This is a genomic window from Polaromonas sp. P1_F2 (assembly GCF_056405735.1).
The window spans coordinates 127,788-154,266 of record NZ_JBFUBN010000008.1; the positions used below are offsets into that span (position 1 = coordinate 127,788).

The following is a 26,479-nucleotide window of genomic DNA, read 5'->3' on the forward strand; positions in this document are numbered from 1 at the left end:
GCCTCAGGCCGCGGCCAGCGCCGTGTCCATGAAAGGCGTGATGTTCTTCATCGCGCGCGCGACGTAGTCTTCTTTTTCTCCCACGGGTGCGACGTAGTGCATCGCGCTGCGCGCTTCCTCCAGGCCCACCAGGCGGGCAATCACCCAGGCGGCCAGGTACTGCGACGCCAGGCAGCCGCCCGCCGTGGCGACATTGCCCCTGGCCACGAAGGGCTGGTTCAGCACCTCGACACCGGCTTCCTCGACCCAGGGTTTGGTCGTCAGGTCGGTGCACGCCGGCACACCATTGATCAGGCCCAGTTTTGCCAGCACCAGCGTGCCCGAGCACTGCGCGCCCAGCAACTGGCGTGAAGGGTCCAGCCGCAATTGCGCCATCAAGGCCGCATCGGCGACCACTTCGCGCGTGCGCATGCCGCTGCCGACGATGACCGCGTCGGCCGTGCCGGCCTCGGCAAGCGAGGCTTGCGCTTCAAGCACCACGCCGTTCATGGACCGGACGCGCACGGCCGGGCTGGCGATGGAGACTCGCCAGCCAGGCAGCTTGACCCGGTTGAGGATGCCGAGCGCGATCAGCGAGTCGAGTTCGTTGAAGCCTTCGAAGGTGAGGATGGCGATGTGCATGGTGGAGGATTCTTTGTGATGGATATGGACGCGCGGCCTTAATTTTTGGCCCTGGCCCGCAGCACGGCCGAGCGTACCAGCGCCAGCCTGTCGTTGCCGAAATACATGTCCTCGCGGACAAAAAAGGTGGGCGAGCCGAAGGCGCCGCGGCGTATGGCTTCGTCGGTGTTGGCTTTGAGCTGCTCCTTGATGCCGGATGTGGCGATGCCCGCCGCGAACGCTTCAGCGTCAATCCCAACCTGGCGGCAAATGGCGGCCAGTACCTCGTCCTGCGAGATGTCTTCCTCGCGCGTGAAGTAAGCGGCGAAGGTGGCTTCAATGAAGGCCAGGTAATGCGGGCTGGCCGCCGCATCCTGCGCGATCCACAGGCAGCCGCGCATGGCCTTGACGCTGTTGACCGGAAATACCTTGGGCGGGAAGGCGATCTTCAGGCCCGCTTCGCGCGCGTTGTCTTGCACGTCCTTGAGCGTGTAGCGGTTTTTGGGAGTGTCCTTGTCTTCGCGCGCTGCGTAAATGCCTTTGTTGACGCTGTTGAAGATCCCGCCCACCAGCACCGGCTTCCAGGCTATGGTTTCCTGAAGCTCGGCCGCCAACGGCTGGATGTTGCGAAAGGCGATGTAAGTCCAGGGGCTGGAGCAGTCGAAGAAAAATTCAATCATGGTCTGTCTCTTGTGGGGGAAATCAGGAAGCCTTGTGAGCGCCTTCGCGCACGCTTTGCGCGGTCTGCCCGAACAGGGCCTTGCGCGCCTCTTCGGTCAGCGCCGGCGCGCGCAGCTCCTTGCCCAGGTCCAGTCCGCGTCTGACGGCGGGCCGTTCAAACAGGGCGTCGTACCAGCGCTGCACGTGGGGAAACTTTTGCAGGTCCACCTGCTGGGCCTTGTGCGTGCGGACCCAGGGGAAAATGGCCATGTCGGCAATGGAGTAATCGGTGCCGGCCACATGTGCGCCCGTGCGCGCCAGTTGCGCATCGAGCACGCCGTAAAGCCGGTCCACCTCTTTGCCGTAGCGCTCCATGGCGTAGGGGATTTTCTCGGGTGCGTACAAAAGAAAGTGGCCGTTTTGTCCCGCCATGGGGCCCAGCCCGCCCATCTGCCACATCAGCCATTGCAGGGCCTGGTAGCGCTCACGCAATCCCGTGGGCAGGAAGCGGCCGGTTTTTTCGGCCAGGTAGAGCAGGATGGCGCCGCTTTCAAACACCGGTACGGGGGCGTCGCCGCCGGCGGGCGCATGGTCGACGATGGCCGGCATGCGGTTGTTGGGGCTGATGGCCAGGAACTCCGGCGTGAACTGCTCACCCTTGCCGATGTTGACGGGCACCAGGCGGTAGGGTAGGCCGCATTCTTCGAGCATGATGGAAATTTTCCATCCGTTGGGTGTGGGCCAGTAGTGCAGGTCGATCATGGGGTTCTCGAGGTTCTTGAATGTTGGGAGCTTAGATCAAGGATGCCAGTTGCGGATGGTCGGCGGCGATGCGCAGGGCTTCGCTACCGCCGGGCTCCATCATCCGGAAATCCGAAAAATCAAATCCCGGCCCGACCATGCAGGCCACGAGCGTGTGGCCCGTTGTGTCTCCGGCGTTGGGCCTGGCGGCTTGCCACAGGCCGGCCGCGACGACGTGCTGAGGAATGGTGGCAGCGCTTACAGGGCCCAGCATCGCGCCGTGCAGGCGGCTGTCCGCCGCGTCCCAGGTCCAGAGTTCCAGCGGCGCGCCTTCCAGGTGTACCCATACCTCGTCGGACAGCACGCGGTGCCAGCGCGAGTGCTGCGCGGCTTCGAGCAGGAAATAAATCGAGGTCAGGGCGCTGCGCGCGGGCCTGCCGTCCTGCGGCATGACCTGGCCTTCGGAGCGGAACACCTCGCGATACCAGCCGCCTTCAGGGTGGGGCTGGAGTTGCAACTGTTCAATCAGTTGCTGCGCGCGCGATGTGGGTGTGGAGGCAGAATGGCTGGGCTGGGGCATGAGGCGCAGTGTGCCTCAAAGCCGGGCCGGATTTCTCAGGCAGCGGCGATTGCCCCTTGGCCTCTGCAGGACAGGCGCTACTGCAGGACGCTATTCGAGGTCTTCGATAGCCAGGCTGTGGTACTTCTGCGCGTAGGAGAAGGGCACCTTGCGCACCACGGTCATGATGCGCTCCGTGGCCTCCTTGTTCGGCACGGGAATCATCAGCGCATGGTGGCCCTCGCGGGCCAGGTCCACGTATTTATGGACGGTGGCGCCTTCGGTGCCGACACGCGGCAGGCGCACGTCCGAATGGCCGTCGGCGGGACTGATGCTCTCGATGACCTCTTCCGGCGTCAGCAGCATGACGCCGTCGCTGCTCACCTCCAGCTCTTGCGCCACCTGCCTGGCATCCTCGGCATCCGGGAACATGATGAAGGCGTAGCCGGTGGGGTAAAACGTGCCGCCCATACTGAGCATTTTTTTGGTCATTTCAAAGTGCTTCATGGCGAGTCCTTTCATGCATTGCGTTGCATCAACGAATCATTAAGGCGCGGAAACCCAGGGGTTTCCGGTCAGCGCTTACATCCTCTTCCTGTAAGACGCGGTCGTCAAGTCTGTGCCGTTGGGTGCATGGGGTTTCCCCCTTCAAGCAGGGGCCGCGGAACCGGCTTTGCCGGGCCGCAGGCGCAGCGCCCCCTCGGGGGGCAGAGAGTTACACGAAGTGAACGAACGTGGGGGCTAAAGATCCTCGAGCTTGATCGTCGGCTCGGCCATCACGCGCACCGTGCTTTGCAGCCCGCGCAGGATCTGGTTGGCAAAAAAGCTGCTCTGGGTGTCCGGCTCCAGCGCCGCCACCACCAGGTTGGCCATGGGCTGGTTGAGCGGCACGTAGTAGCTGCCGCGCGGAACATCGACCACGCCGCGCGTCAGGCTGACCTGCACCTTGATGATGGCGTTGCCGTCGGCGATTGCGCCGCGCACGTCCTGGCGTTCGCCTGAGGTGCTGGCGGTCTCGCGGTAGCTGTCGCCCAGCATGGAGCCCTGTTCGGCAACGCGCATGACCTGCACGCCGTGCAGCCGCAGCCGGTCGACCGCCACGGTGGAGGCCGCCGACAGCCAGTAGCCGCAAGGGCGGGCCCGTGCCTTCAGGGTGCGCAGCGCCAGCGCCGAATCCCAGTCCACGTTGACGGCCTTGTCGGCGCCGGTGACCGGGTCCAGCATCAGCAGTTCGTACTGGGCGGCGGTGGGGCCGGCCTCGATGACGGCCTGCTCCTTGCAGGCCTGGGCGCTGACTTCCTTGTCGAGGTAGGGGCGCAACTGGTGCAGTTCATTGGCGCGCTGGGCGGTGCTGGCCAGCACGCTGGTGATCGCGGTGACCTGGGTGTGCACCCGCCGCTGGATGTGCAGGCGGCCTATGCCGACGCCGCGCGTTTCGATCAGCAGGCTGACGGCGTTTTTCAGGCCGTTCACGTTGCGGCCGGTGTCGGGCTGCGTGCCGCCCATGGAGATTTTTTTGTCGGCCAGGTCGCTGGACGTGGTGTAGTACCACTCGCTGCTGAGGTTCTGGCTCTTGAGCGCGGCCAGCATTGGGCGGCGGTACCACTCCTCGGCGGCCTTGGTCAAAAACTCGGGCAGGTTGGCGGTGGTGGCGTACTGGAACAGCGCGTCGAATTTCTGCACCGTGCCGAATTTCTGCAGGTAGCGGCCCACCACCGTGTATTCATGGGCGTCGACCACCACGGTCGGGTTGTAGTCGCGGGCCAGCCGGGCCAGGGCCTGGGCCTCGGGCGTGTTGAGCAGCAGGTGGTCGCGGTTCATGTCCAGCCCGCCGCTGGTGGCGCGCTGGTCGCCGGCGGCGCCGTCGGGATTGCCGCGCGGGACGATGACCACGTTGATGCGCTCCAGCACCGGCTGCAGCAGGCCCTGGGCGAGTTCACGGGCGATCACCAGCAGGGCCTCGCTGCCGGCAGGCTCGTCGCCGTGCTGCTGGCCGACCAGCAGCACCGTGGGTTTGCCCGCGGCCTGCATGACGGCGGGGTCGGTGCCGCCGGCACGAGTGAGGACCAGCGCTTCCAGCGTTTCGCCGCGTTGCGAGCGGCCTATGGGCAACACACTGGCCCGGATGCCCGGCGTGCGCGTGGCGGCCGCCGCCTGTTCACGCAGCCAGGCCTGGATTTCGGCCTGGGTGGTGAAGGCGCTACGGCCGGCTTGCAGGCCGGGGGTGCTGTAGCTCACCGATGGCGCCGGGAAGCGGGCGGCCACCGCGGCACTGTAGGGGGCGGGCATGTCGGCCTGCGGGGCGGACGGGAAAGGTTGTGCGGCCGGCGCGACGGGCGTCACCTGCACGGTTGCGGGCGGAGTCGCTGCGGACGGGCGCTGGGCGGCCGGCGCGGGGGCCGCAACGGCGGCAGGCTGGCCGGAGGGCGGTGTCCAGGGCGGCAGCGGAACCGAGCTGCAGGCGGCCAGCAGGGCCAGCGGCATCAGCAGCGCAAGCGGGCGCAGGCCGTGATTACGCGAGGCGGAAAACTGTGTCTTGTGTGATTGCGGCAGGGTGGTCGTCATGGATTTCTGCGCCTCAAGCGTGGCCGGGGGCTATGGATGGGACCGCTCATGTTACCCGCCTTGCGCGGCCCGCGCCGTGTTGGTTTGCGCCGCCGCCACAGTGCCGTGGCCTGCTTCGTGTTTTCCTACATGACGCCTCCGGGGCGTCCCACACCAAGCCTATTGCGCACCGCCTAAATTGGCTCAGCGGTCGGCTTCTGGCGGCCGCCTTCATTTGTAAAGCCGATAAACCAACGACCAACCCCCAAGAGGAAGCCCATGAGCAAAGCACCTGCGAAAAAACACGATGCCGTCGACCTGCTCGACGCCGACCATATCGCCGTCAAAAAACTTTTCACGGCTTACAAAAAGCTGTGTGACGGCAATGCGCCCGCCGAAGACAAGCGCGAAGTCGCCGACCAGATCTGCCAGGAACTGACGGTGCACGCGCAGATTGAAGAGGAAATCTTCTATCCCCAGGTCCGGGCGGCCATCAACGACGACCCGCTGCTTGACGAAGCCGAAGTGGAGCACGCCACGGCCAAGGACCTGATCGCGCAAATTTCGGGCATGGACCCCGAAGACGACCTGTATGACGCCCGGGTCACGGTGCTGGGTGAATACATAGATCACCACGTCAAGGAAGAGCGTGAGGAAATTTTCCTCAAGGCCCGCAAGTCCGAACTGGACCTGGTGGCCCTGGCCGAGGAGCTCAGCCAGCGAAAAATGGAGCTGATGGACGAGCTCAAGACCGCTCATGCCTAGCCTTTGGCGGCTGGCGTCCCGGCGGCAAGAAGGTTCTTAAACCCCGCACTGCCGCCGGCAACGCCCTTTCTGGGAAAATGGGGCATGTCCGTTCCGTTTTCCCCTGCCAGCCTCTCCGGTGTTCCCGTTTCGGCGTCCAGCCATCCCTGGCGCCTGAGCGTGGCGCCCATGATGGACTGGACCGACAGGCATTGCCGGCATTTTCACCGGCTGCTGTCGCGCCATGCCTTGCTGTACACCGAGATGGTGACCACGGGCGCCTTGATCCACGGCGACGTGGAGCGCCATTTGCGCTTCAATGCCGAAGAGCATCCCGTGGCACTGCAACTGGGCGGCAGCGAACCCGCGGACCTGGCGCGTTGCGCCCAGCTGGGTGAGCAATGGGGCTATGACGAAATCAACCTGAACTGCGGTTGCCCCAGCGAGCGCGTGCAGCGTGGGGCTTTCGGCGCCTGCCTGATGGCCGAGCCGCAACTGGTGGCCGACTGCGTCAAGGCCATGGTCGACGTGGTAGACGTTCCGGTCACGGTCAAGCACCGCATCGGCATCGACAAGGCCGAGAGTTATGAGTTTGTGCGCGACTTCGTCGGCACCGTCAGCGAGGCCGGCTGCAAGGTCTTTATCGTGCATGCCCGCAACGCCTGGCTCAAGGGCCTCTCGCCCAAGGAAAACCGCGAGGTGCCGCCGCTGCGCTATGAACTCGTGCACCGCCTCAAGAAGGAATTCCCGCAACTGGTGATCTGCATTAACGGCGGCATCAACACGCAGGAAGAGGTGGCCGGGCATCTAGCCGCACTCGACGGCGTGATGATAGGCCGCGAGGCCTATCACAACCCCTGGTCGCTGGCCTCCTGGGACAGCGCCTTCTTCGGCGCCGCCGAATCCCCGCTGACCCGTGAAGCCGTGGAAGCGCAGATGTGCGACTACATGGTGCGCGAGGCCGCCGAGCACGGCACGCCCAAGAGCGCCATCGCGCGCCACATGCTGGGCTTGCGCAACGGCCTGCCCGGCGCGCGGCGCTGGCGCCAGGTCTGGAGCGACCACCGCCTGCGCGACATGCCGCCGCATGCCGTGATGGCGCTGGCGCATGAAATGCCGTCCTCATCGCCGTCGGTGCTTGCCGATGCCACCGCCATGGCCGATGCCTGATTCCGCGCAAAAACAGGCGCGCCAGGCGCTGGCCCTGCTCTGGCTGGTGCCGGCGCTCTGGACGGTCAACTACATCGTGGCGCGCAAGGCGCCGGGCGTGATCGGCCCTTATCTGCTGGCCTTCGGGCGCTGGGGCCTGGCGGCGTTGTTCCTGCTGGTGCTCACCCGGTCGGAGCTGTGGCGCCAGCGCGGCCACATCGCCAAGGTGTGGTGGCAGTACCTGGTGCTTGGCACTCTGGGCATGGTGATCTGCGGCGCCTGGGTCTACCAGGGCGCGCGCTCCACCGGTGCGATGAACATCGCGCTTATTTATGCGGCGTCGCCGGTGCTGATAGGACTGGGCGCGGTGATCTGGCTCGGCGAGCGCCTGGGCTTGCGCCAGGGCCTGGGTGTGGTGCTGGCCATCGCCGGTGTGGTGCATGTCGTGGTCAAAGGCCAGTGGACAGCGCTGGCCGGTGTGCAGTTCTCGGCGGGAGACCTGTGGATCGTGGCCGCCACGGTGTCCTGGGCGGCTTATGCCTTGCTGCAAAAGCAGTGGCCCAGCCCGCTCGGCGCCACGGCCCGCCTGGCGGCCATCTGCATTGGCGGCACGCTGGTGCTGGTCCCCTTGACGGCCTGGGAGATGTCACGAGCCGACGCCTTGCCTTTGAGCGGCTACGGCCTGCTGCTGATCGTGGTGGCCGCGATCGTGCCGGGACTGGGCGCCTACTGGATTTACGGCTGGGCGCAGAAAATCCTCGGCGCCAGCCGTGTAGCGGTGTCGCTTTACCTGGGCCCTCTGTATGCGGCGCTGGCCGCCTGGGGTGTGCTGGGCGAACCGTTGGGCTGGCACCACGCGGTGGGTGCCGCATTGATCTTGCCGGGGGTATTTTTTGTAACGGGCGTCGGCAAGGGGCTGACTAAAAAACATTCAAGGCCGATACTGACAAAAGGCGCTTGAAATTGCTGACACACGTTGGCGGTTTCATCTTGCGGCCTCGCTGCCCGTTCATGAAATGCGCGTGCATGAGCCTTGCTTTCTTTATGCGACCCGGCTTGTGGCGCTGATGCCAGTGGGCGAATTTCTCTTCAGTAAATTAGCCTGTAGCTGCTTGATTTCCTGAGCGCACAGCTATTGAAAACATAGCAACGCCGTCGAGGCGATACGTTCGATGCGCACCGAAGCCTGCGTGAGAACATGCACATACACATCCTCCGGTTTCTTTAAAAAAATTGACTGTACGTATTCGCGCATTTGGAAAATAATGGAGTCGATAGTTCATTGGAACTTTCCATTGATGCTGCGGTCTATCACTCACTCGATGTGAGACAACAGTTCGATGCATAGCGCGGAATCCGGGGCGGATTTTCATCACGGGCCAGGGTTCCTTCGGTTCCCGCGCGTATAGGAGGATTTATGGATGTCGTCCGTAATTTTCTGACGCGTTATGAACAGACGCGAGAAGAGGAACTGTCCATCGAGGACTACCTCGACGCCTGCAAGCGCAGTCCTCTCGTCTACGCCACCGCGGCCGAGCGCATGCTCGCCGCGATCGGCGAACCCGAACTGCTGGACACGCGGCATGACCAGCGCCTGTCGCGCCTGTTCGGCAACAAGGTCATCAAGATCTACCCGGCATTTCGCGACTTCTACGGCCTGGAGGACCCCATCGAGCAGGTGGTTTCCTACTTTCGCCATGCCGCGCAGGGCCTGGAAGAGAAAAAGCAGATCCTCTACCTGCTGGGCCCGGTGGGCGGCGGCAAGTCGTCGATCGCCGAGCGGCTCAAACAGCTGATGGAGCAAGTGCCTTTTTATGCCTTGAAGGGTTCGCCCGTCAACGAGTCGCCGCTCAGCCTGTTCAACAACGCCGAGGACGCTCCCCTGCTCGAATCCCAGTACGGCATTGCGCCGCGCTACCTGCAGCGGGTGATGTCGCCGTGGGCGGTGAAGCGCCTTGAGGAGTACGGCGGCGACATCCGCCGCTTCCGTGTGGTCAAGCGTTTTCCTTCCATCCTGAAGCAGTGCGCGATCTCCAAGACCGAGCCCGGCGACGAAAACAACCAGGACATTTCTTCGCTGGTTGGCAAGATCGACATCCGCAAGCTGGAAACCTATGCCCAGGACGATCCGGATGCTTACAGCTATTCAGGCGGGCTGTGCCTGGCCAACCAGGGCCTGCTGGAATTTGTCGAGATGTTCAAGGCGCCGATCAAGGTGCTGCACCCCTTGCTGACCGCCACCCAGGAGGGCAACTTCAAGGGCACCGAAGGCTTTGGCGCGATTCCCTTCGACGGCATCGTGATGGCGCACTCCAACGAAAGCGAGTGGAAGGCGTTCAAGAACAACAGGAACAACGAGGCTTTCCTGGACCGGATCTACATCGTCAAGATTCCGTATTGCCTGCGCGTTTCGGAAGAAGTGAAGATTTATGAAAAACTGATCCACAACTCGTCGCTGCACAACGCCATCTGCTCCCCCGGCACCTTGAAGATGATGGCGCAGTTCGCCGTGCTGACGCGCCTCAAGGAACCCGAGAGCTCCAGCATCTTCAGCAAGCTGCAGGTGTATGACGGCGAAAACCTCAAGGACACCGACCCGAAAGCCAAGAGCTACCAGGAGTACCGCGACTACGCGGGTGTCGATGAGGGGATGAACGGCATCTCGACGCGCTTTGCCTTCAAGATTTTGTCCAAGGTGTTCAACTTCGACTCCACCGAGATCGCGGCCAACCCGGTGCACCTGATGTATGTGCTGGAGCAGCAGATCGAGCGCGAGCAGTTCCCGCCCGAAACCGAGCAGAAGTACCTGGCCTACATCAAGGAAATCCTGGCCATGCGTTACGCCGAGTTCATCGGCAAGGAAATCCAGACCGCCTACCTGGAATCGTATTCGGAGTACGGGCAGAATATTTTCGACCGCTACGTGACCTACGCCGACTTCTGGATCCAGGACCAGGAATACCGCGACACCGATACCGGGGAAATCTTCGACCGCTCGTCGCTCAATGCCGAACTCGAAAAAATCGAAAAACCGGCCGGCATCAGCAACCCGAAAGACTTCCGCAACGAGATCGTCAATTTCGTGTTGCGCGCACGGGCCAACAACGCGGGCAAGAACCCGGTCTGGACCAGCTATGAAAAGCTGCGCACCGTGATCGAGAAAAAAATGTTCTCGAACACCGAAGACCTGTTGCCGGTGATTTCCTTTAATGCCAAGGCCAGCGCGGACGAGCAGCAAAAGCACGAGGATTTCGTCAACCGCATGGTCGCCAAGGGGTATACCACGCGGCAGGTCCGCTTGTTGTGCGACTGGTACCTGCGTGTACGCAAGAGTTCCTGAGGCCCGCGGCGCGCCGTGGCGGGCGCGTCATGTGTATGTGACCGGAGATCACCGTGCTCCAGCAAGTCATTGACAGGCGCTTGTCGGGAAAGAACAAGTCCATCGGCAACCGCGAGCGTTTTCTGCGCCGCTTTCGCGAGCAGATACGCGATACCGTGCGCCGTGCCGTTGCGGGCCGCAGCATCCACGACATCGAGCAGGGCGAAGACGTCACCGTGCCGCGGCGAGACGTTTACCAGCCGGTGTTTGGGCACACCGGCGGCACACGCGAGACCGTGCACCCCGGCAACCGCGAATACGTGCGCGGCGACCGCATCGCGCGGCCCCAGGGCGGCAGCGGCGGCGGCTCGGGGGGCGAGGCCAGCCCTGACGGCGAGGGTGAGGACGACTTTGTCTTTCGCATCACGCGCGAAGAGTTCATGCAGTACTTCTTTGATGATCTTGCGCTGCCCGACCTCATACGCACCCAGCTCTTGCCCGATGCGCCGGAATGGAAATCCCGCCGCGCCGGTTTCATCTCGGACGGAACGCCGACCAACCTGCACGTGGTGCGTTCGCTGCGGGTCGCGCTCAGCCGGCGCATCGCCATAGGCGGGGAGACGCGGCGGCAGGTGCATGAGCTCGAGGCGCAACTGGCGCTGGCCCTGCGCGACGCGCCGGATCTGCCCGACGAGATTCTTTCCCTGAGGACGCAGATAGACACGCTTCGCCGTCGCCTCAAGACCATTCCCTTTTTCGATCCTTTCGACCTGCGTTACCGCAACCGGGTCAGGGTGCCGCAGCCCACCTCCAAGGCGGTCATGTTTTGCCTGATGGACGTCTCGGGTTCCATGGATGAAACGCGCAAGGACATCGCCAAGCGTTTTTTTATCCTGCTGTACCTGTTCCTCAGGAAACATTACGAAAAGACCGACGTCATCTTCATTCGCCATCACACCCAGGCCACCGAAGTGTCCGAAGATGAATTCTTCCAGTCCACCGAGACTGGCGGCACCGTGGTGTCCAGCGCGCTGGCCTTGATGCACCAGATCATCCAGGAGCGCTACCCGCCCGGCGACTGGAACATCTATGGCGCCCAGGCTTCGGACGGCGATAACTGGCACCAGGATTCGGCGCGCTGCCGTGAACTGCTGGTCAACAAGCTGCTGCCGGTTTCACGCTATTTCGCCTATGTCCAGGTGGGCGAGGAAGACCAGAACCTCTGGGAAGAGTACACCCAGGTGCAGGAGGCCAACCGGAACTTTGCGATGCGCAAGGTGGGCGGCGCGGACGAGATATTCCCGGTGTTCAGGGAGTTGTTCAAAAAAGGCGTGAAGCCATGACAAAGAGCGCGAAGAAACCTGCCGAAGTGGCGGCGCCGGGCTTGGCTGGCACCGGGCGCCGGCATGCCTGCCTGCCCAGTCCGTCCGACTGGTCCTTCGAGTTGATCGAGCTCTACCACGGTGAGATTGCGCGAAAGGCAAAGTCCTTCGGCCTGGACACCTACCCGGTGCAGCTCGAGGTCATCACCGCCGAGCAGATGATTGACGCCTATGCCTCGGTGGGCATGCCGGTGAACTACCGGCACTGGTCCTTCGGCAAGCAGTTCATCTCGACGGAAAAAAATTACCGGCGCGGCCAGATGGGGCTGGCTTATGAGGTCGTGATCAACTCCAACCCCTGCATCGCCTACCTGATGGAAGAAAACACCATGCCCATGCAGGCGCTGGTGATGGCGCATGCCTGCTACGGCCACAACTCCTTCTTCAAAGGCAACTACCTGTTCCAGATGTGGACCGACGCTGCGGCCATCGTGGACTACCTGGTGTATGCGCGGGCCTATATTGCAGAGTGTGAGGAGCGCCACGGCTGGGAGGCGGTCGAGCAACTGCTGGATTCCTGCCATGCCCTGATGAGCCACGGCGTGGACCGCTACCAGCGTTCGCAGAAACTGTCGCTGGCGGAGGAAGAGGCCCGCCGCAAGGACCGCGAGGCCTATCTGCAGCAGCAGCTCAATGACCTGTGGCGCACGGTGCCCAAACCGGCCGACAAGCCGGCCGAAAAAACGAGTCGCCGTTTTCCGCCGGAGCCGCAGGAAAACATTCTGTATTTCATCGAGAAAAACGCGCCCCTGCTGGAGCCCTGGCAACGCGAGGTGATCCGCATCGTGCGCAAGATCGGCCAGTATTTTTACCCGCAGCGCCAGACCCAGATCATGAATGAAGGCTGGGCCACCTTCTGGCACTACACGCTGCTCAATTCCCTGTACGACGAGGGCTTGCTGACCGACGGTTTCATGATCGAATGCCTGCGATCCCACACCAACGTCATTTACCAGCCGCCGGTAACGCATCCGGGCTACAACGGCGTCAACCCCTACGCGCTGGGGTTTGCGATGTTCAGCGACCTCAAGCGCATCTGCGAGTCCCCCACGGAAGAAGACCGGCAGTGGTTGCCGGACGTGGCCGGTTCCAACTGGCTGGAGACGCTGGACTATGCGATGCGGCATTTCCGCGATGAAAGTTTCATCGGGCAATACCTTTCGCCGCGCCTGATACGTGAATTCCGCCTTTTTTCAGTGGTGGATGACGCGAGCAGGTCCGAGCTTGAGGTGGCGGCCATCCATGACGATGCCGGTTACCGGCACGTGCGCGAGGCGCTGTCGCGCCAGCACGACCTGAACTACCGCGAGCCCAACATACAGGTCTGGGACGTGGACGTGCGTGGGAACCGTTCGCTGACCTTGCGCCACAGCCGCCACAACGACCGGACGCTGACGGACGACGTCCAGGAGGTGATCAAGCACATCGCGAGCCTGTGGGGTTTTCGCGTGCAGCTTGAAAGTGTGGACAAGCACGGCAAGGTGGTGCAGCACTGGGAGGCGCTGCCGCAGGCCTGACGCCTCAGGCAGTGAGCCGCACCTCAGCCCGCGGCTTCCAGCCCGTTCCTGAAGTGCTCGCGCATGCGCTGCGCGGTGCCGTCGGCGTCGCGCGCGGCCAGCGCCTGCATGATGGCGCGGTGCTCGGCCAGGGATTCTTCGATGCGGCCGCTTTTGAGCAGCGAATTGTGGCGGTTGAGCTTCATCACCTTGCGCAGGTCGGCCACCATCTGGTCGCGCCAGCGGTTGTTGGCGATCTCCAGCAGGCGCATGTGAAAGGCCTCGTTGATCTCGAAAAAGCGTTCGCGGTTGCCGACGGCTTTCTCCAGCTCCTCATGCAGGCCCTGCAGTTCCTTGAGCTGCGATGGCGTTGCCTGCGTGGCCACCACGCCGGCCGCGTCGCTTTCCAGCAGGGAGAGCAGGTGGTAGACGTCGGCCAGGTCGCGTTCGGAGACTTCCGTCACGTAAGCGCCGCGCCGTACCTTCATGGTGACAAGGCCTTCGGTGGCGAGCACCTTGAGGGCCTCGCGCAACGGCGTGCGGCTGATGCCGTATTCCTCGGCCAGCTTGAGTTCGTCAATCCAGCTGCCCGGCGTCAGCTCGCGGTTGAAAATGCGCTGGCGCAAAAGCTCGGCGACTTCTTCATAAAGCGCTCGAGGAGTCAGGGACACGGCGGCCATGGACATAGGTGTTTTTAGTGGATAAGGCGAGCTTGGTGCAGGCTGCTTCCTGTCAGCGCTACAGGCATCTTACTCGAAACTGAATTTTGCATCAATAATTATAAATGATGTAAACTTGGAGCGATCACGAATCCCATCTCCAGGGTCCTGGTGTGCATCGCCAGCCTCTGCAGATCCTGTTACGGTAAACATCCATGTCCAAGCGTCCGCCCGAATCTGAATTTCCCGCCGCCAGCCTTGAGGCCTGGGCCAAAGCGGCCGCCAAGTCGGCCCCAGGCGGAGACCTGGATGCGCTGAACTGGCAGACGCCGGACGGCATCAGCGTCAAGCCGCTGTACACCGCCGAAGACACTAAAGACCTTCCCCATACCAACACGCTGCCGGGTTTTGAGCCTTTCATCCGCGGCCCGCAGGCCACCATGTATGCGGTGCGCCCCTGGACGATCCGCCAGTACGCGGGCTTTTCCACGGCAGAAGAGTCGAATGCCTTCTACCGCAAGGCGCTGGCCGCCGGCGGGCAGGGCGTGTCGGTGGCGTTTGACCTGGCCACGCACCGCGGCTACGACAGCGACCACCCGCGCGTGACCGGCGACGTGGGCAAGGCCGGTGTGGCCATCGATTCGGTCGAGGACATGAAGATACTGTTCGACCAGATCCCGCTGGACAAGGTCAGCGTCTCCATGACCATGAACGGCGCGGTGTTGCCGGTGCTGGCGGGTTATGTGGTCGCAGCCGAAGAGCAGGGCGTGAGCCAGGACAAATTGAGCGGAACCATACAGAACGACATCCTCAAGGAGTTCATGGTCCGCAACACCTATATCTTCCCGCCCCAGCCCAGCATACGCATCATCGGCGACATCATTGAATACACGGCGCAGAACATGCCGAAGTTCAATTCGATCTCGATTTCGGGCTACCACATGCAGGAAGCCGGCGCCAACCAGGCGCTGGAACTGGCCTTCACGCTGGCCGACGGCAAAGAGTATGTGAAGACCGCGCTGGGCAAGGGCCTGGACGTGGATGAATTCGCCGGGCGCCTGAGCTTTTTCTGGGCCATCGGCATGAACTTCTACCTCGAAGTCGCCAAGATGCGCGCCGCCCGCCTGCTGTGGTGCCGCATCATGAAGGGCTTCAATGCCAAAAGCCCCAAGAGCCTGATGCTGCGCACGCACTGCCAGACTTCCGGCTGGAGCCTGACCGAGCAGGACCCGTACAACAACGTGGTGCGCACCACCATAGAGGCCATGGCCGCGGTCTTTGGCGGCACGCAGAGCCTGCATACCAACTCGTTTGACGAGGCGATTGCCTTGCCCACCGAGTTCAGCGCGCGTATCGCCCGCAACACCCAGCTCATCATCCAGGAAGAAACCCATATCCCTCATGTGATTGACCCCTGGGCCGGCAGCTACATGATGGAAAAGCTCACCCAGGACATGGCCGATGCCGCCTGGGCCATCATTGAAGAAGTCGAAGCCATGGGCGGGATGACCAAGGCCGTCGACAGCGGCTGGGCCAAGCTCAAGATCGAGGCCGCCGCGGCTGAAAAGCAGGCGCGCATCGACAGCGGCAAGGACGTCATCGTCGGCGTCAACAAGTACAAACTCAAGACCGAAGACGCCATCGAATCGCGCGACATCGACAACGTGGCCGTGCGCGATGGGCAGATCACTCGCCTGAAAGCCATCAAGGCCAAACGCGACAGCGCGGCGGTGCAGGCCGCGCTGGACGCCTTGACGGCGGCGGCCGAGAATAACAATGGCAACCTGCTGGACCTCAGCATCAAGGCCGTGCGCCTGCGCGCCACGGTGGGCGAGGTCAGCGATGCCCTCGAGAAAGTTTACGGGCGCCACCGCGCCGATACACAAAAGGTGACCGGTGTGTACGCTGCCGCTTATGACTCCGCCGAAGGCTGGGAAACCCTGAAGACCGAGATCAATGCCTTTGCCGAAGCGCAGGGCCGCCGACCGCGCGTGATGATTTCCAAGCTGGGCCAGGACGGCCACGACCGCGGGGCCAAGGTGGTGGCCACGGCTTTCGCAGACCTGGGCTTCGACGTGGACATGGGGCCGCTGTTCCAGACACCCGAGGAATGCGCGCGCCAGGCGATTGAAAACGACGTGCATGCGGTGGGTGTCTCCACACTGGCGGCCGGCCACAAGACGCTGGTGCCGGCCATCATCGCCGAACTCAAGAAGCAGGGCGCCGACGACATCATCGTGTTTGTCGGCGGCGTGATTCCGCGGCAGGACTACGAGATGCTGTATGAGGCCGGCGTGAAAGGCATCTACGGCCCGGGCACACCAATCCCGGCCAGCGCGAAGGACGTGCTGGAACAAATACGGAAAGCCGTTAATGCCTGACCCTCAAAAAAAAGATCCTGTTGGGCGGTGGGTCTGCGCTGGCCTACTTTTCATTATTGTGTTCCCCCTTGGGATTTTCATGATGATCGCGGGCCAGATTTTTGGGGCGATTCTTATGTTGTTGCTGCTGTTTGGGTTGGTTGGTGCTTTGCTTTTTGGCTCTGATGAGCTGCTGGAAAAACTGGCACGGTTGCCGAGTTTCTGATGTCGCGGGTTGTTGATTTTCATGATGACGTGTTGGGGCAGAGTGCGGGCGCTGCCCCGCGCCGCGCCATCGCCAAGGCCGTCACGCTGGTGGAGTTCATCCGTGTTGATTCTGGCCGGCACCGCGGATGTGCGGGACCAGATTCAAGCCGCTGTTGCGAAAGGAGTGTGCGGTGACGGATATCAGTTCCCGCCTGTCCTTGCAGCCGGTTGTTGCCGGCGACTTCGAGGACATGCTGGCCTTGCGCATAGACGCGATGCGGCCCAGCCTGGAGCGTGTCGGCCGCTTTGACCTCGCACGGTCGCGCGAGCGCCTGTCCGCGGGGTTTTTTCCGCAGTACATGCAACACATCCTGCTGGACGGTGAGCGCGTGGGTTTTTTCACGCTCAAGCCCGAAGGCGAGGCGACCCTGCGGCTTGACCATCTTTACCTGCGCAGCAAGGCCAGCGGCCAGGGCATAGGCGCCTGGGTGCTTGGCCAGGTGCTGGCCCAGGCGCGCGAGCGCGGTCTGGCTGTCAGGCTGACCGCGCTGAAAGAAAGCGATGCCAACCGCTTCTATTTGCGCCACGGTTTTGTGCTGCAAGGAGAAGAGGGCGTCGACCTGCATTACGAATGGCCCGCGGTGGAGCGCGTGGCGTGATGGCAGCGCCTGATTTCCTCCAGGCCATCATGGGCCCGGACGCGATGGCCCAGCGCCGCGCCATCGCCAAGGCCATCACGCTGCTGGAGTCCACCCGCGCCGACCACCGCGCCCAGGGCGACGAACTGCTGACAGCCTTGCTTCCCCACACCGGCAAGGCCATGCGCCTGGGCATCAGCGGCGTGCCCGGGGTCGGAAAATCCACCTTTATCGAAGTGCTGGGCTTGTACCTGATCGCACAGGGTCACCGTGTCGCGGTGCTCACCGTCGACCCTTCCTCTTCCGTCTCGGGCGGCTCCATCCTGGGCGACAAGACCCGCATGGAAAAGCTCTCGGTGCACGAGCGTGCCTACATCCGGCCCAGCCCCTCCAGCGGAAACCTGGGCGGCGTGGCCGAAAAGACGCGCGAGGCCATGCTGGTCTGCGAAGCCGCCGGCTACGACGTGGTGATCGTCGAGACCGTGGGCGTGGGCCAGAGCGAAACCGCCGTCGCCAACATGACCGACATGTTTGTGCTGATGCAGCTGCCCAATGCCGGCGACGACCTGCAGGCGATCAAAAAAGGCGTGATGGAGCTGGCCGACCTGGTCATCATCAACAAGGCAGACATCGACGCCGACGCGGCCATGCGGGCCGAGGCGCAGATCACCTCGGCGATGCGCCTGTTCGGCCTGGTCAACAACGCCATGGACAGCGCGCAGGCCGCCAACTTCGACAAAAACTGGCATCCGCAGGTCATCCAGCTCAGCGCACTTCATAACAAAGGCGTGGACGTCTTCTGGAAAGCCGTGACGCAGTTCAAGGCTTTGCAGGCCGCCAACGGCCGCCTCGCTGCCCGGCGCCAGCAGCAGTCGCTCTCCTGGATGTGGGAGCGCATAGATGCCGGCCTCAAGCAGGCTTTCCGCCGGGACCCGCAGGTGCGCGAGCGCCTGCCCGGCCTGCTGGCCGAGGTGGCGCGCGGCGAAGTCGCGGCCTCGACAGCCGCCCGTAGTTTGCTGGCGCTTGCCGCCAAGGGATGGGACCAATGAAGAAGATAGCCATCCTCTGCGTTCTGCTTTTGCAGGCCTGCCTGGCCTGGGCGGGTGGCATGGTCGCCGGCGAGCCTCAGAGCTTTGTTTTCACGGACAAGGGCTATTTCGCGGACAAACCGGTCACCGTGCATTACTACAAGGCACGCAGCGCCGGCCCCGATGCCAGGGTGATGATGGTGATCCATGGCGCGGAGCGCCAGGGTTCGCGCATGCGCGACAACTGGATGCCTTTTGCCGAGAAAAACAAGCTCATCGTGCTGGCCCCGGAGTTCGACGAGGCGCGATTTTCTTCCCGGCTGTTCAATATGGGCGGCATCGAGACGCGCGACCGCAGCAAATGGTCCTTCCAGATCATCGAACATCTTTTTGACTTCGTCCGTGCCGAAGAGCGGCTCACTGCACCCGATTACCTGCTCTTCGGCCACTCGGCCGGCGGGCAGTTCGTGCATCGCTTCATGCTGCTGACGGATGCGCCCCGCGTTTCCGTCGCCGTGGCGGCCAATGCCGGCAGTTACACCATGCCCCGCTATCCAGGCCTGATGGACGACAAGTTTCCTTACGCGCTGGACGAGAGCATCGTCAGCCCCGACAAGCTCAAGCAGGTTTTTGCGCGCAAGCTGGTCGTGTTGCTCGGTGAAGCCGACATCCAGACCGACGCGGCCAACCTTCCCAAGGCCAGGCAGGCCACGGCACAGGGCGTAAACCGGTTTGAGCGCGGCTCCAACTTCTTCGCGCAGGCCCAGGCGCAGGCGCAGAAGCTGGCTACACCCCTGGCCTGGGAGCGCGTCACGGTGCCGGGCGTGGGGCACGACTCGCGCCGAATGAGCCAGGCCGCCGCGCGCCTATTGTTTGATTCAACCAAGTAAGTTTTCACTGTCGACACTGCGGAACACACCATGCAAGAAATCCTTGAGCAACTCGAAAAGAAACGCGCCGCGGCACGCCTGGGCGGCGGCCAGAAGCGCATAGATGCGCAGCACGGCAAAGGCAAGCTGACGGCGCGCGAGCGGCTGGAGCTGCTGCTGGATGAAGGCACGTTTGAAGAATGGGACATGTTCGTCGAGCATCGCTGCACCGACTTCGGCATGCAGGACAACAAGATTCCCGGCGACGGTGTGGTCACCGGCTACGGCATGATCAACGGCCGCCTGGTGTTTGTTTTCAGCCAGGATTTCACGGTGTTCGGCGGCGCCTTGAGCGAAGCCCATGCCGAGAAGATCTGCAAGGTCATGGACCAGGCCATGAAGGTGGGGGCACCCGTCATCGGCCTCAACGACTCGGGCGGCGCCCGCATCCAGGAAGGCGTGGCCTCGCTGGGCGGCTATGCCGACGTGTTCCAGCGCAACGTGATGGCTTCCGGCGTGGTGCCGCAGATCAGCATGGTCATGGGCCCCTGCGCAGGCGGCGCGGTGTATTCGCCGGCCATGACCGACTTCATCTTCATGGTCAAGGACAGCTCCTATATGTTTGTCACGGGCCCCGAGGTCGTCAAGACCGTGACGCATGAAGAGGTCACGGCCGAGGAACTGGGCGGTGCCACCACCCACACCACACGCAGCGGCGTGGCCGACCTGGCGTTCGAGAACGACGTCGAGGCGCTGCTGATGCTGCGCCGCCTGTACAACTACCTGCCGCTGAACAACCGCGAAAAAGCGCCCATACGCCCCAGCGCCGACCCGGCCGGCCGCATGGACCTGAGCCTGGACACGCTGGTGCCTGAGAACCCGAACAAGCCGTACGACATGAAGGAACTCATCGTCAAGACGGTGGACGACGGTGATTTTTTCGAGATCCAGCCCGAGTATGCAAAGAACATCATCATCGGTTTTGCCCGCATGGAAGGGCAGACGGTGGGCATCGTCGCCAACCAGCCCCTGGTGCTGGCCGGTTGCCTGGACATCAAGAGTTCCATCAAGGCCGCGCGCTTTGTGCGCTTTTGCGATGCCTTCAACATCCCGGTGATCACCTTTGTCGACGTGCCCGGCTTCATGCCAGGCACCAGCCAGGAATACGGCGGCATCATCAAGCACGGCGCCAAGCTGCTGTACGCGTATGCGGAATGCACCGTGCCCAAGATCACCGTGATCACGCGCAAGGCCTACGGCGGCGCCTATGACGTGATGGCGTCCAAGCATCTGCGCGGCGACGTCAACTTCGCCTGGCCCAACGCCGAGATCGCGGTGATGGGCGCCAAGGGTGCGGTGGAAATCATCTTCCGTGAAGACAAGGGCGACCCGGCCAAGCTGGCCGCCAAAGAGGCCGAATACAAGGCCCGCTTCGCCAACCCCTTTGTGGCCGGTGCGCGCGGCTTTATCGACGACGTGATCCTGCCGCACGAAACCCGAAAGCGCATCTGCCGCTCGCTGGTCATGCTGCGCGACAAAAAGATCGAGAACCCGTGGCGCAAGCACGGGAACATCCCGCTGTAAGCCATGTCCGGAATTTCCGCCTTGGACATTTCTGGCCCGACACCCGGCAGCTACCGTGCAGGGGCCATGCGCTGGCTGCAGCTGGCGATCGGCCTCCTGTTGCTGGTCGACTGCCTTTACCTCGTGACGGTCAAAGTCACGCACCTCGGCGTGATCGTGCCGGCAGTCATCGCGACGGCGCTGATCGCGCTTTCATTGTTCGCCGAACGTTGGCATAGGTGGCTGCGCGGACGCCGCTGGCGATTGTTCGCCTGGCGGCTGGTACTCATCGGGTTCTTCCTGTGGCTGGCTTCCCTGCTGGTCTTTTTTGTCGTCCTGCAGCGGCTGCAGCCCTCGGCTGCGGGAGATGCAGACCCGCGGGTCATCGTGGTTCTTGGCTCAAGCACGCCGAACGGGCAAGCCTCCCCGACCCTGGCGGAGCGCCTCAAACTGGCCTATAGCCTCGCCGGGCAACATCCCCGGGCGCGGGTCGTGGTCAGCGGCGGAACGGACTTCAAGCAGAAGATTCCTGAAGCACGTGTGATGGCCGACTACCTGGTCGGCCTTGGGCTGGATGCCGCGCGCATCAATCTGGAAGACCAAAGCACGAGTACGTATGAAAACCTGGTGTTTTCGGCGCGTCTGTTGGAGGCTGCGGGTGTGAAACGGGATGTGCCCATGGTGCTGGTGACCAGCGACTTTCACACGCTGCGCGCCGGCTGGATTGCCGAAAAATCGGGCTGGTCCCATGTGCGCACGGCGGGTGCCTTGACACCGCTTTATATGCGCTACAACGCATGGACACGCGAGTATTTCGCCTGCTTTTCAGGCTGGTTGCTGCGGGAATACTGAGCTGCCGCGTATCAAAAAAGAAAATCGACTGGAAATATCATGTTTACCAAAATACTCATTGCAAATCGAGGTGAGATCGCTTGCCGCGTGATCAAGACCGCCCGCAAGATGGGCATCAAAACCGTCGCGGTGTATTCCGACGCCGACAAGGACGCACGCCACGTCGAACTGGCTGACGAGGCCGTCAACATAGGCCCGGCGCCCAGCCGTGATAGCTATCTGCAGGCCGACAAGATCATCGCGGCCTGCAAGCAGACGGGCGCGCAAGCCGTGCATCCAGGTTATGGATTCCTTAGCGAGAACGCGGGCTTTGCCAAGCGGGTCGAAGAAGAAGGCATTATCTTCATAGGCCCCAAGCATTATTCGATTGCCGCCATGGGCGACAAGATCGAGTCTAAAAAGCTGGCCGGCGCGGCGGGGGTCAACTGCATTCCCGGCGTGAATGATGCGATTGAAACCGCCGAGAAAGCGGTGGAAATTGCCAAGGGAATTGGCTACCCGGTGATGATCAAGGCCAGCGCGGGTGGCGGCGGCAAAGGCTTGCGTGTGGCCTTCAACGACAAAGAGGCGTTCGAGGGCTTCACTTCCTGCCGCAATGAGGCGCGCAACAGCTTTGGTGACGACCGCGTCTTTATCGAGAAGTTTGTCGAAGAACCCCGCCACATCGAGATCCAGTTGCTGGGCGACAGCCACGGCAATGTGGTCTACCTCAACGAGCGCGAATGCTCCATCCAGCGGCGCCACCAGAAGGTGATCGAAGAGGCGCCGTCGCCCTTCATCAGCGACGCGACGCGCAAGGCCATGGGCGAGCAGGCGGTTGCGCTGGCCAAAGCCGTGAAATACCAGAGCGCCGGTACGGTGGAGTTTGTGGTCGGCAAGGACCAGAGCTTTTACTTCCTCGAAATGAACACCCGGCTTCAGGTCGAGCACCCGGTGACGGAATGCATCACGGGGCTGGACCTGGTGGAGCTGATGATCCGTGTGGCGGCCGGCGAGAAGCTGCCGATCGCGCAGAAAGACGTGCAGCGCAATGGCTGGGCCATCGAATGCCGCATCAACGCCGAAGACCCGTTCCGCAGCTTCCTGCCTTCGACGGGCCGGCTGGTGCGCTTCCAGCCGCCCAAGGAAACCATGTTCGCGGCCGACACCTCGCAGCTGTTCGGCGTGCGTGTGGACACCGGCGTGCAGGACGGCGGCGAGATCCCGATGTTTTACGACTCGATGATCGCCAAGCTCATCGTGCATGGCAAGGACCGCAAGGAGGCGATCGCGAAAATGCGCGAGGCGCTCAACGGCTTTGTGATCCGCGGGATCTCGAGCAACATTCCTTTCCAGGCGGCCTTGCTGGCGCATCCAAAATTCGTCGCGGGCGATTTCAACACCGGTTTTATCGCCGAGAACTACAGCAAGGGCTTTCACGCCGAGGACGTGCCGCACGAGGACCCGTCTTTCCTGCTGGCGTTGGCGGCCTATGTCAATCGCCGCATGCTGGGCCGCGCGGCCGGCATCAGCGGCCAGTTGCCGGGCCATGGCGTGACGGTGGGCGAAGAATTCGCCGTGGTCGGCCTGGGTGCGGCCGGGCAGAACACCACACACCCGGTGACGGTGCGCAACTACCAGGCGCAAACCGGTTCCGGCACGGTCGAGGTGGGTGCGCAGAGTTATGAAATCTGCAGCAACTGGCACCTGGGCGGCGCGCGCATCCGCGGCACCGTCAACGGCCAGCCTTTTGCGGCGCAGGTGGAGCGCGGCGTGGGCCGCAATCCGCTGGCCATCCGCATCGCCCACAACGGCACACGCCTGGACGCGCTGGTGCTGACGCCGCGCGCGGCGCAGCTGCATGCCCTGATGCCTTACAAGGCGCCGCCCGACATGAGCCGTTATGTGCTGTCGCCCATGCCAGGCCTGCTGGTGGACGTGGCGGTGCAGGTGGGACAGAAAGTACAGGCCGGCGAGCGCGTGGCCGTGATTGAAGCCATGAAGATGGAAAACGTGTTGTTCGCTGTGGCCGACGGTGTGGTCGGCAAAGTGCTGGCCGCCAAGGGCGAATCGCTGAGCGTGGACCAGCCGATTGTGGAATTCGTCTGAATATGTGGCCCCCACGGTCGCTCGCTTCGCGTAGCTTCCTGCCCCCCGAGGGGGCCGCTGCGCCTGCGGCCCGGCAAAGCCGGTTCCGCGGCCCCTGCTTGGAGAACTCCCCGCCCCTGTCAACTTGGGTTGCCGGCGATAGTAATTGTTGGTTGAGGAAAATTAAATGACGCGTCCATTCAAGGTACTGGGTATCCAGCAAATCGCCATAGGCGCCGCCAGCAAGGACCGCCTGCGCACGCTGTGGGTCGACATGCTGGGGCTGGAAATCACCGGCAACTTCGTCAGTGAGCGTGAGAACGTGGACGAGGACATCTGCGCCATCGGCAGCGGCCCGTTCAAGGTCGAGGTCGACCTCATGCAGCCGCTGGACATGGACAAGAAACCCGCGGTGCACACCACGCCGCTCAACCACGTGGGCCTGTGGATAGACGACCTGCCCAAAGCCGTGGAATGGCTTACGGCCAAGGGCGTGCGTTTTGCGCCGGGCGGCATACGCAAGGGGGCCGCGGGATTTGACATCTGCTTTTTGCACCCCAAGGCCAGCGACGAATTTCCGATTGCGGGTGAGGGCGTGCTGGTCGAGATGGTGCAGGCGCCGCCTGAAGTCATCAAGGCCTTCGCGGCCCTGGGGTAAACGCGGAGAGGGCAGGGGGCGGGCCGGGCCGCCCCTGAATGAGGGCGCGCTTAAGCCCTCTTTTTCCTCAATTGGCCGCCGCGCAATTCTTCACAATGGTTTCAAGAGAAGCACAGCCTGCGCTTCCACCTGAAGAAGACTCTCTGATGAATCCCGGCACGCTGTTGAATCCTGGCACCCGGCTGCTCCGTCGCCTGCAGCTTGGGGGAAAGCTCGCGTGGCTTGCGGTTTTGTCGGCCCTGCCGCCTTTGCTCGTCGTGCTGCAGTTCACGCTGGCATCCAGGCCGGCTGAGGGCCTGGCTGCGCTGGCAACGGCATGCGGCTTGATTCTCGCGCTGCTGCTTTACTTTCTGCTCGCCTTCCGTTGCGTGATGGCCGACGGCATCGATCAGCTGGCCAGGGCCACGGGCAAGATGGTGGCCGGCGATTTGCGCCTCGAGCCCGCAGGCCGCGGCGCCGACGAGTTGGGCCGCCTGCTGGCCTCCACGTCCGCACTCAGCCACACACTCTCGGGCATGGTGGCCAATGTGCGCAGCAACGCGGCATTTGTGGCGCATTCGGGCCAGAGCATGGCCAGAGGCAACCGTGAGCTGTCGGACCGTACCGAACAGCAGGCCGCCAACCTGGAGCAGACGGCGGCCAGCGTCGAACAGCTGTCTTCCACCGTCCGGGACAACGCCGGCAGGGCCGGCCAGGCCAATCTGCAGGCAGCCCAGGTGCGGGACCTGGCGGAGGCCGGCGCCTCGGCCATGACCGAGGCCGTCGCTTCCGTGGAGGCTATTCATGGCGGCGCCAGGCGCATGGACGAGATCGTCGGCGTGATCGACAGCCTGGCTTTCCAGACCAATATCCTGGCCCTCAATGCCGCGGTGGAGGCTGCCCGAGCGGGCGAGTCGGGCCGTGGTTTCGCGGTGGTGGCCGCCGAGGTGCGCTCGCTTGCCAAACGGTCGGCCGAGTCGGCGAAGGAAATCCGCCAGCTGATCGGCGAGTCTTCGCGCCAGGTGGAGGCCAGCGTGCAAACCATACGCACGGCGGGAAGCAGCATCACGCACATGGTTTCCGGCATCCGCGACGTGGCGACCAATATGGCGCAGATTTCGAAGTCCAGCACCGAGCAAAGCGCCAGCCTGGGCGAAATCACGACGGCGGTCCGGCAGCTCGACAAAATCACCCAGGACAACGCGCAGATGGTGGAGCGCGCCGTGGCACAAGCCACCAGGCTTGAGGGACGGGCAAGCACCCTGGTCCAGTCGGTGGCCGGCTTCAGGCTGCAGCAGGGATCGGCCGAGGAGGCGTGTGCCATGGTGGGGCGGGCCATCGCGCATGGCCGCAACATGCCCAGGGATGTTTTCCTGCGCGACCTCACCAACCCCGCCAAGGGTTTCCATGACCGCGACATGTATGTCTTTGCGCTGGACAGCCGCGGCACCTACCTGGCGTTTGGCGGCAACCCGGCCAAGCTGGGCACGCGTGTGCAGGACATCCCCGGCATCGACGGGCAGGGGCTGCTGGAGGCCATTGTTTCGCAGGCCGGCGAGGAGCCGGGCTGGGTCGAGTACGACATCACCAACCCGGCCACGGGCAAGGTCCAGACCAAGATGTCCTTTGTGCAGCAGGCCGGGGATATCTTCGTGGGCTGCGGCGTCTACAAAAACATCGTGTCAGCCTGAGGCGGCGGGGCCGCGCTTGGCGCGGGCGCGTGCCAGCGCGGCTTCGATCACGGCGCGCTTGCGCTCGGTGCTGCCGTCATCGGTTGACGAAGCGGATGCGGGAGCGGCCGGCCTGTCGTCCGCTTGAAACTGCTGGGAGCTTTCGGTGGTTTCCTGCGGGATGGCGGCGCTTTCCCTGGGGTAACGCCGGCTGTGAAACTCATAGCGGCTGCGCGCCGTGTCGGCTTGCTGCGGCGACCATGCGTCCCAGCCGGTGCGCGCGCCAGTGATGTTTTCCAGGCTGATGCAGTCGACCGGGCATACCGGGATGCACAGCTCGCAGCCCGTGCACCAGGGCTCGATCACGGTGTGCATCATCTTGTTGCTGCCCATGATGGCGTCGGTCGGGCAGGCCTTGAGGCACAGGGTGCAGCCTATGCACCAGTTCTCGTCGATGACGGCCATGGCGCGCGGGCCTTCCGTGCCGTTGGCGGGATTCAGGGGCAGGACGGGTTGGCCGGTGATGGCCGCAAGGCGCCGAACGCCTTCGGCGCCGCCCGGCGGGCATTGGTTGATGGCGGCGTCACCGGAGGCCATGGCCTCGGCATAGGCCGCGCAATCGGGATAACCGCAGCGGGTGCACTGGGTCTGGGGCAGGGCGGCATTGAGCCGCTCAGCCAGGCGGGAGGCTATGGGGGAAGTCACCGGCCTATTGTCCTACCAGTCATGGCCCCA

General features: G+C 63.3%; 24 protein-coding genes. 16 read left to right on the plus strand and 8 right to left on the minus strand.

The genetic code is table 11. The features are described 5' to 3' along the window. Positions 1–3: 3 nt before the first annotated feature. From AC1D0O_RS16800 to AC1D0O_RS16825, 6 genes are all read right to left on the minus strand, one after another. Positions 4–621: a DJ-1/PfpI family protein gene (locus AC1D0O_RS16800; protein ID WP_477654641.1), complete on the minus strand. Its 618-nt coding sequence runs from the start codon at positions 619–621 to the stop codon at positions 4–6. A 38-nt stretch (positions 622–659) separates the two neighbouring features. Beyond that, complete coding sequence (locus tag AC1D0O_RS16805) at positions 660–1,280, minus strand: DsbA family protein (RefSeq protein WP_477654642.1); 621 nt, start codon at positions 1,278–1,280, stop codon at positions 660–662. A 22-nt stretch (positions 1,281–1,302) separates the two neighbouring features. After that, positions 1,303–2,022, minus strand: a complete 720-nt coding sequence (locus AC1D0O_RS16810) for a glutathione binding-like protein (RefSeq protein WP_477654643.1) — start codon at positions 2,020–2,022, stop codon at positions 1,303–1,305. A 31-nt stretch (positions 2,023–2,053) separates the two neighbouring features. Beyond that, positions 2,054–2,581 carry a cupin domain-containing protein gene (locus AC1D0O_RS16815; protein ID WP_477654644.1) on the minus strand — a complete coding sequence of 176 codons (528 nt, stop codon included), beginning with the start codon at positions 2,579–2,581 and terminating at the stop codon, positions 2,054–2,056. A gap of 90 nt (positions 2,582–2,671) precedes the next feature. Continuing rightward, positions 2,672–3,067, minus strand: a complete 396-nt coding sequence (locus AC1D0O_RS16820; RefSeq protein WP_477654645.1) for an RNA-binding protein — start codon at positions 3,065–3,067, stop codon at positions 2,672–2,674. A gap of 234 nt (positions 3,068–3,301) precedes the next feature. After that, positions 3,302–5,125 carry a M14 family metallopeptidase gene (locus tag AC1D0O_RS16825; RefSeq protein ID WP_477654646.1) on the minus strand — a complete coding sequence of 608 codons (1,824 nt, stop codon included), beginning with the start codon at positions 5,123–5,125 and terminating at the stop codon, positions 3,302–3,304. A gap of 258 nt (positions 5,126–5,383) precedes the next feature. On the opposite strand from AC1D0O_RS16825, the gene AC1D0O_RS16830 reads away from it, so the two are divergent. The 6 genes from AC1D0O_RS16830 to AC1D0O_RS16855 all read left to right on the plus strand — a co-directional run bounded on the left by AC1D0O_RS16830 (position 5,384) and on the right by AC1D0O_RS16855 (position 13,215). After that, positions 5,384–5,869 carry a hemerythrin domain-containing protein gene (locus AC1D0O_RS16830; RefSeq protein WP_477654647.1) on the plus strand — a complete coding sequence of 162 codons (486 nt, stop codon included), beginning with the start codon at positions 5,384–5,386 and terminating at the stop codon, positions 5,867–5,869. 84 nt (positions 5,870–5,953) lie between these two features. Beyond that, a complete protein-coding gene (dusA, locus tag AC1D0O_RS16835; RefSeq protein WP_477654648.1) occupies positions 5,954–7,018 on the plus strand; it encodes a tRNA dihydrouridine(20/20a) synthase DusA in 1,065 nt (354 codons plus the stop codon). Further along, entirely contained in the window at positions 7,011–7,958 is a 948-nt protein-coding gene (locus AC1D0O_RS16840) for a DMT family transporter (RefSeq protein WP_477654649.1), read from the plus strand. Before dusA ends, AC1D0O_RS16840 begins: the two co-directional genes overlap by 8 nt. Positions 7,959–8,414: 456 nt before the next feature. After that, positions 8,415–10,337: a PrkA family serine protein kinase gene (locus tag AC1D0O_RS16845; protein WP_477654650.1), complete on the plus strand. Its 1,923-nt coding sequence runs from the start codon at positions 8,415–8,417 to the stop codon at positions 10,335–10,337. A gap of 47 nt (positions 10,338–10,384) precedes the next feature. Further along, a complete protein-coding gene (locus AC1D0O_RS16850) occupies positions 10,385–11,659 on the plus strand; it encodes a YeaH/YhbH family protein (RefSeq protein WP_477654750.1) in 1,275 nt (424 codons plus the stop codon). Then, a complete protein-coding gene (locus AC1D0O_RS16855; RefSeq protein ID WP_477654651.1) occupies positions 11,656–13,215 on the plus strand; it encodes a SpoVR family protein in 1,560 nt (519 codons plus the stop codon). The genes AC1D0O_RS16850 and AC1D0O_RS16855 overlap by 4 nt, the downstream gene beginning before the upstream one ends. A gap of 23 nt (positions 13,216–13,238) precedes the next feature. On the opposite strand, the gene AC1D0O_RS16860 is transcribed toward AC1D0O_RS16855, so the two are convergent. Further along, complete coding sequence (locus AC1D0O_RS16860) at positions 13,239–13,874, minus strand: GntR family transcriptional regulator (RefSeq protein ID WP_477654751.1); 636 nt, start codon at positions 13,872–13,874, stop codon at positions 13,239–13,241. 194 nt (positions 13,875–14,068) lie between these two features. On the opposite strand from AC1D0O_RS16860, the gene scpA reads away from it, so the two are divergent. The 10 genes from scpA to AC1D0O_RS16910 all read left to right on the plus strand — a co-directional run bounded on the left by scpA (position 14,069) and on the right by AC1D0O_RS16910 (position 25,765). After that, positions 14,069–16,234, plus strand: coding sequence for a methylmalonyl-CoA mutase (scpA, locus tag AC1D0O_RS16865; protein WP_477654652.1), 2,166 nt, complete (start codon positions 14,069–14,071; stop codon positions 16,232–16,234). Continuing rightward, positions 16,227–16,439, plus strand: coding sequence for a hypothetical protein (locus AC1D0O_RS16870; protein WP_477654653.1), 213 nt, complete (start codon positions 16,227–16,229; stop codon positions 16,437–16,439). Before scpA ends, AC1D0O_RS16870 begins: the two co-directional genes overlap by 8 nt. Before the next feature lie 172 nt (positions 16,440–16,611). Beyond that, positions 16,612–17,079, plus strand: coding sequence for a GNAT family N-acetyltransferase (locus AC1D0O_RS16875; RefSeq protein WP_477654654.1), 468 nt, complete (start codon positions 16,612–16,614; stop codon positions 17,077–17,079). Then, on the plus strand, positions 17,079–18,107 hold the full coding sequence (meaB, locus tag AC1D0O_RS16880; protein WP_477654655.1) for a methylmalonyl Co-A mutase-associated GTPase MeaB: 1,029 nt from the start codon (positions 17,079–17,081) through the stop codon (positions 18,105–18,107). Before AC1D0O_RS16875 ends, meaB begins: the two co-directional genes overlap by 1 nt. Further along, on the plus strand, positions 18,104–18,976 hold the full coding sequence (locus AC1D0O_RS16885) for an alpha/beta hydrolase family protein (RefSeq protein WP_477654656.1): 873 nt from the start codon (positions 18,104–18,106) through the stop codon (positions 18,974–18,976). The genes meaB and AC1D0O_RS16885 overlap by 4 nt, the downstream gene beginning before the upstream one ends. A 30-nt stretch (positions 18,977–19,006) precedes the next feature. Then, positions 19,007–20,539, plus strand: coding sequence for an acyl-CoA carboxylase subunit beta (locus AC1D0O_RS16890; RefSeq protein ID WP_477654657.1), 1,533 nt, complete (start codon positions 19,007–19,009; stop codon positions 20,537–20,539). 3 nt (positions 20,540–20,542) lie between these two features. Then, positions 20,543–21,370: a YdcF family protein gene (locus AC1D0O_RS16895; RefSeq protein WP_477654658.1), complete on the plus strand. Its 828-nt coding sequence runs from the start codon at positions 20,543–20,545 to the stop codon at positions 21,368–21,370. Positions 21,371–21,409: 39 nt separating this feature from the next. Beyond that, positions 21,410–23,458 (plus strand): acetyl-CoA carboxylase biotin carboxylase subunit, encoded by a 2,049-nt coding sequence (locus tag AC1D0O_RS16900; protein WP_477654659.1) that lies wholly within the window; start codon positions 21,410–21,412, stop codon positions 23,456–23,458. Positions 23,459–23,624: 166 nt separating this feature from the next. After that, complete coding sequence (locus AC1D0O_RS16905; RefSeq protein WP_477654660.1) at positions 23,625–24,095, plus strand: VOC family protein; 471 nt, start codon at positions 23,625–23,627, stop codon at positions 24,093–24,095. Between the two features lie 146 nt (positions 24,096–24,241). Beyond that, on the plus strand, positions 24,242–25,765 hold the full coding sequence (locus AC1D0O_RS16910; RefSeq protein WP_477654661.1) for a methyl-accepting chemotaxis protein: 1,524 nt from the start codon (positions 24,242–24,244) through the stop codon (positions 25,763–25,765). Here AC1D0O_RS16910 and rsxB read toward each other — a convergent pair. Further along, positions 25,757–26,449 (minus strand): electron transport complex subunit RsxB, encoded by a 693-nt coding sequence (gene rsxB, locus AC1D0O_RS16915; protein ID WP_477654662.1) that lies wholly within the window; start codon positions 26,447–26,449, stop codon positions 25,757–25,759. The two genes, AC1D0O_RS16910 and rsxB, sit on opposite strands and share 9 nt — an antisense overlap. Positions 26,450–26,479: the final 30 nt, after the last annotated feature.

Excerpts from the sequence above, each read along its gene's own strand:
- AC1D0O_RS16800 (WP_477654641.1), bottom strand. The coding sequence starts at position 621 with ATGCACATCGCCATCCTCACCTTCGAAGGCTTCAACGAACTCGACTCG.
- AC1D0O_RS16805 (WP_477654642.1), bottom strand. The coding sequence starts at position 1,280 with ATGATTGAATTTTTCTTCGACTGCTCCAGCCCCTGGACTTACATCGCC.
- AC1D0O_RS16810 (WP_477654643.1), bottom strand. The coding sequence starts at position 2,022 with ATGATCGACCTGCACTACTGGCCCACACCCAACGGATGGAAAATTTCC.
- AC1D0O_RS16815 (WP_477654644.1), bottom strand. The coding sequence starts at position 2,581 with ATGCCCCAGCCCAGCCATTCTGCCTCCACACCCACATCGCGCGCGCAG.
- AC1D0O_RS16820 (WP_477654645.1), bottom strand. The coding sequence starts at position 3,067 with ATGAAGCACTTTGAAATGACCAAAAAAATGCTCAGTATGGGCGGCACG.
- AC1D0O_RS16825 (WP_477654646.1), bottom strand. The coding sequence starts at position 5,125 with ATGACGACCACCCTGCCGCAATCACACAAGACACAGTTTTCCGCCTCG.
- AC1D0O_RS16830 (WP_477654647.1), top strand. The coding sequence starts at position 5,384 with ATGAGCAAAGCACCTGCGAAAAAACACGATGCCGTCGACCTGCTCGAC.
- dusA (WP_477654648.1), top strand. The coding sequence starts at position 5,954 with ATGTCCGTTCCGTTTTCCCCTGCCAGCCTCTCCGGTGTTCCCGTTTCG.
- AC1D0O_RS16840 (WP_477654649.1), top strand. The coding sequence starts at position 7,011 with ATGCCTGATTCCGCGCAAAAACAGGCGCGCCAGGCGCTGGCCCTGCTC.
- AC1D0O_RS16845 (WP_477654650.1), top strand. The coding sequence starts at position 8,415 with ATGGATGTCGTCCGTAATTTTCTGACGCGTTATGAACAGACGCGAGAA.
- AC1D0O_RS16855 (WP_477654651.1), top strand. The coding sequence starts at position 11,656 with ATGACAAAGAGCGCGAAGAAACCTGCCGAAGTGGCGGCGCCGGGCTTG.
- AC1D0O_RS16860 (WP_477654751.1), bottom strand. The coding sequence starts at position 13,874 with ATGGCCGCCGTGTCCCTGACTCCTCGAGCGCTTTATGAAGAAGTCGCC.
- scpA (WP_477654652.1), top strand. The coding sequence starts at position 14,069 with ATGTCCAAGCGTCCGCCCGAATCTGAATTTCCCGCCGCCAGCCTTGAG.
- AC1D0O_RS16870 (WP_477654653.1), top strand. The coding sequence starts at position 16,227 with ATGCCTGACCCTCAAAAAAAAGATCCTGTTGGGCGGTGGGTCTGCGCT.
- meaB (WP_477654655.1), top strand. The coding sequence starts at position 17,079 with ATGGCAGCGCCTGATTTCCTCCAGGCCATCATGGGCCCGGACGCGATG.
- AC1D0O_RS16885 (WP_477654656.1), top strand. The coding sequence starts at position 18,104 with ATGAAGAAGATAGCCATCCTCTGCGTTCTGCTTTTGCAGGCCTGCCTG.
- AC1D0O_RS16890 (WP_477654657.1), top strand. The coding sequence starts at position 19,007 with ATGCAAGAAATCCTTGAGCAACTCGAAAAGAAACGCGCCGCGGCACGC.
- AC1D0O_RS16895 (WP_477654658.1), top strand. The coding sequence starts at position 20,543 with ATGTCCGGAATTTCCGCCTTGGACATTTCTGGCCCGACACCCGGCAGC.
- AC1D0O_RS16900 (WP_477654659.1), top strand. The coding sequence starts at position 21,410 with ATGTTTACCAAAATACTCATTGCAAATCGAGGTGAGATCGCTTGCCGC.
- AC1D0O_RS16905 (WP_477654660.1), top strand. The coding sequence starts at position 23,625 with ATGACGCGTCCATTCAAGGTACTGGGTATCCAGCAAATCGCCATAGGC.
- AC1D0O_RS16910 (WP_477654661.1), top strand. The coding sequence starts at position 24,242 with ATGAATCCCGGCACGCTGTTGAATCCTGGCACCCGGCTGCTCCGTCGC.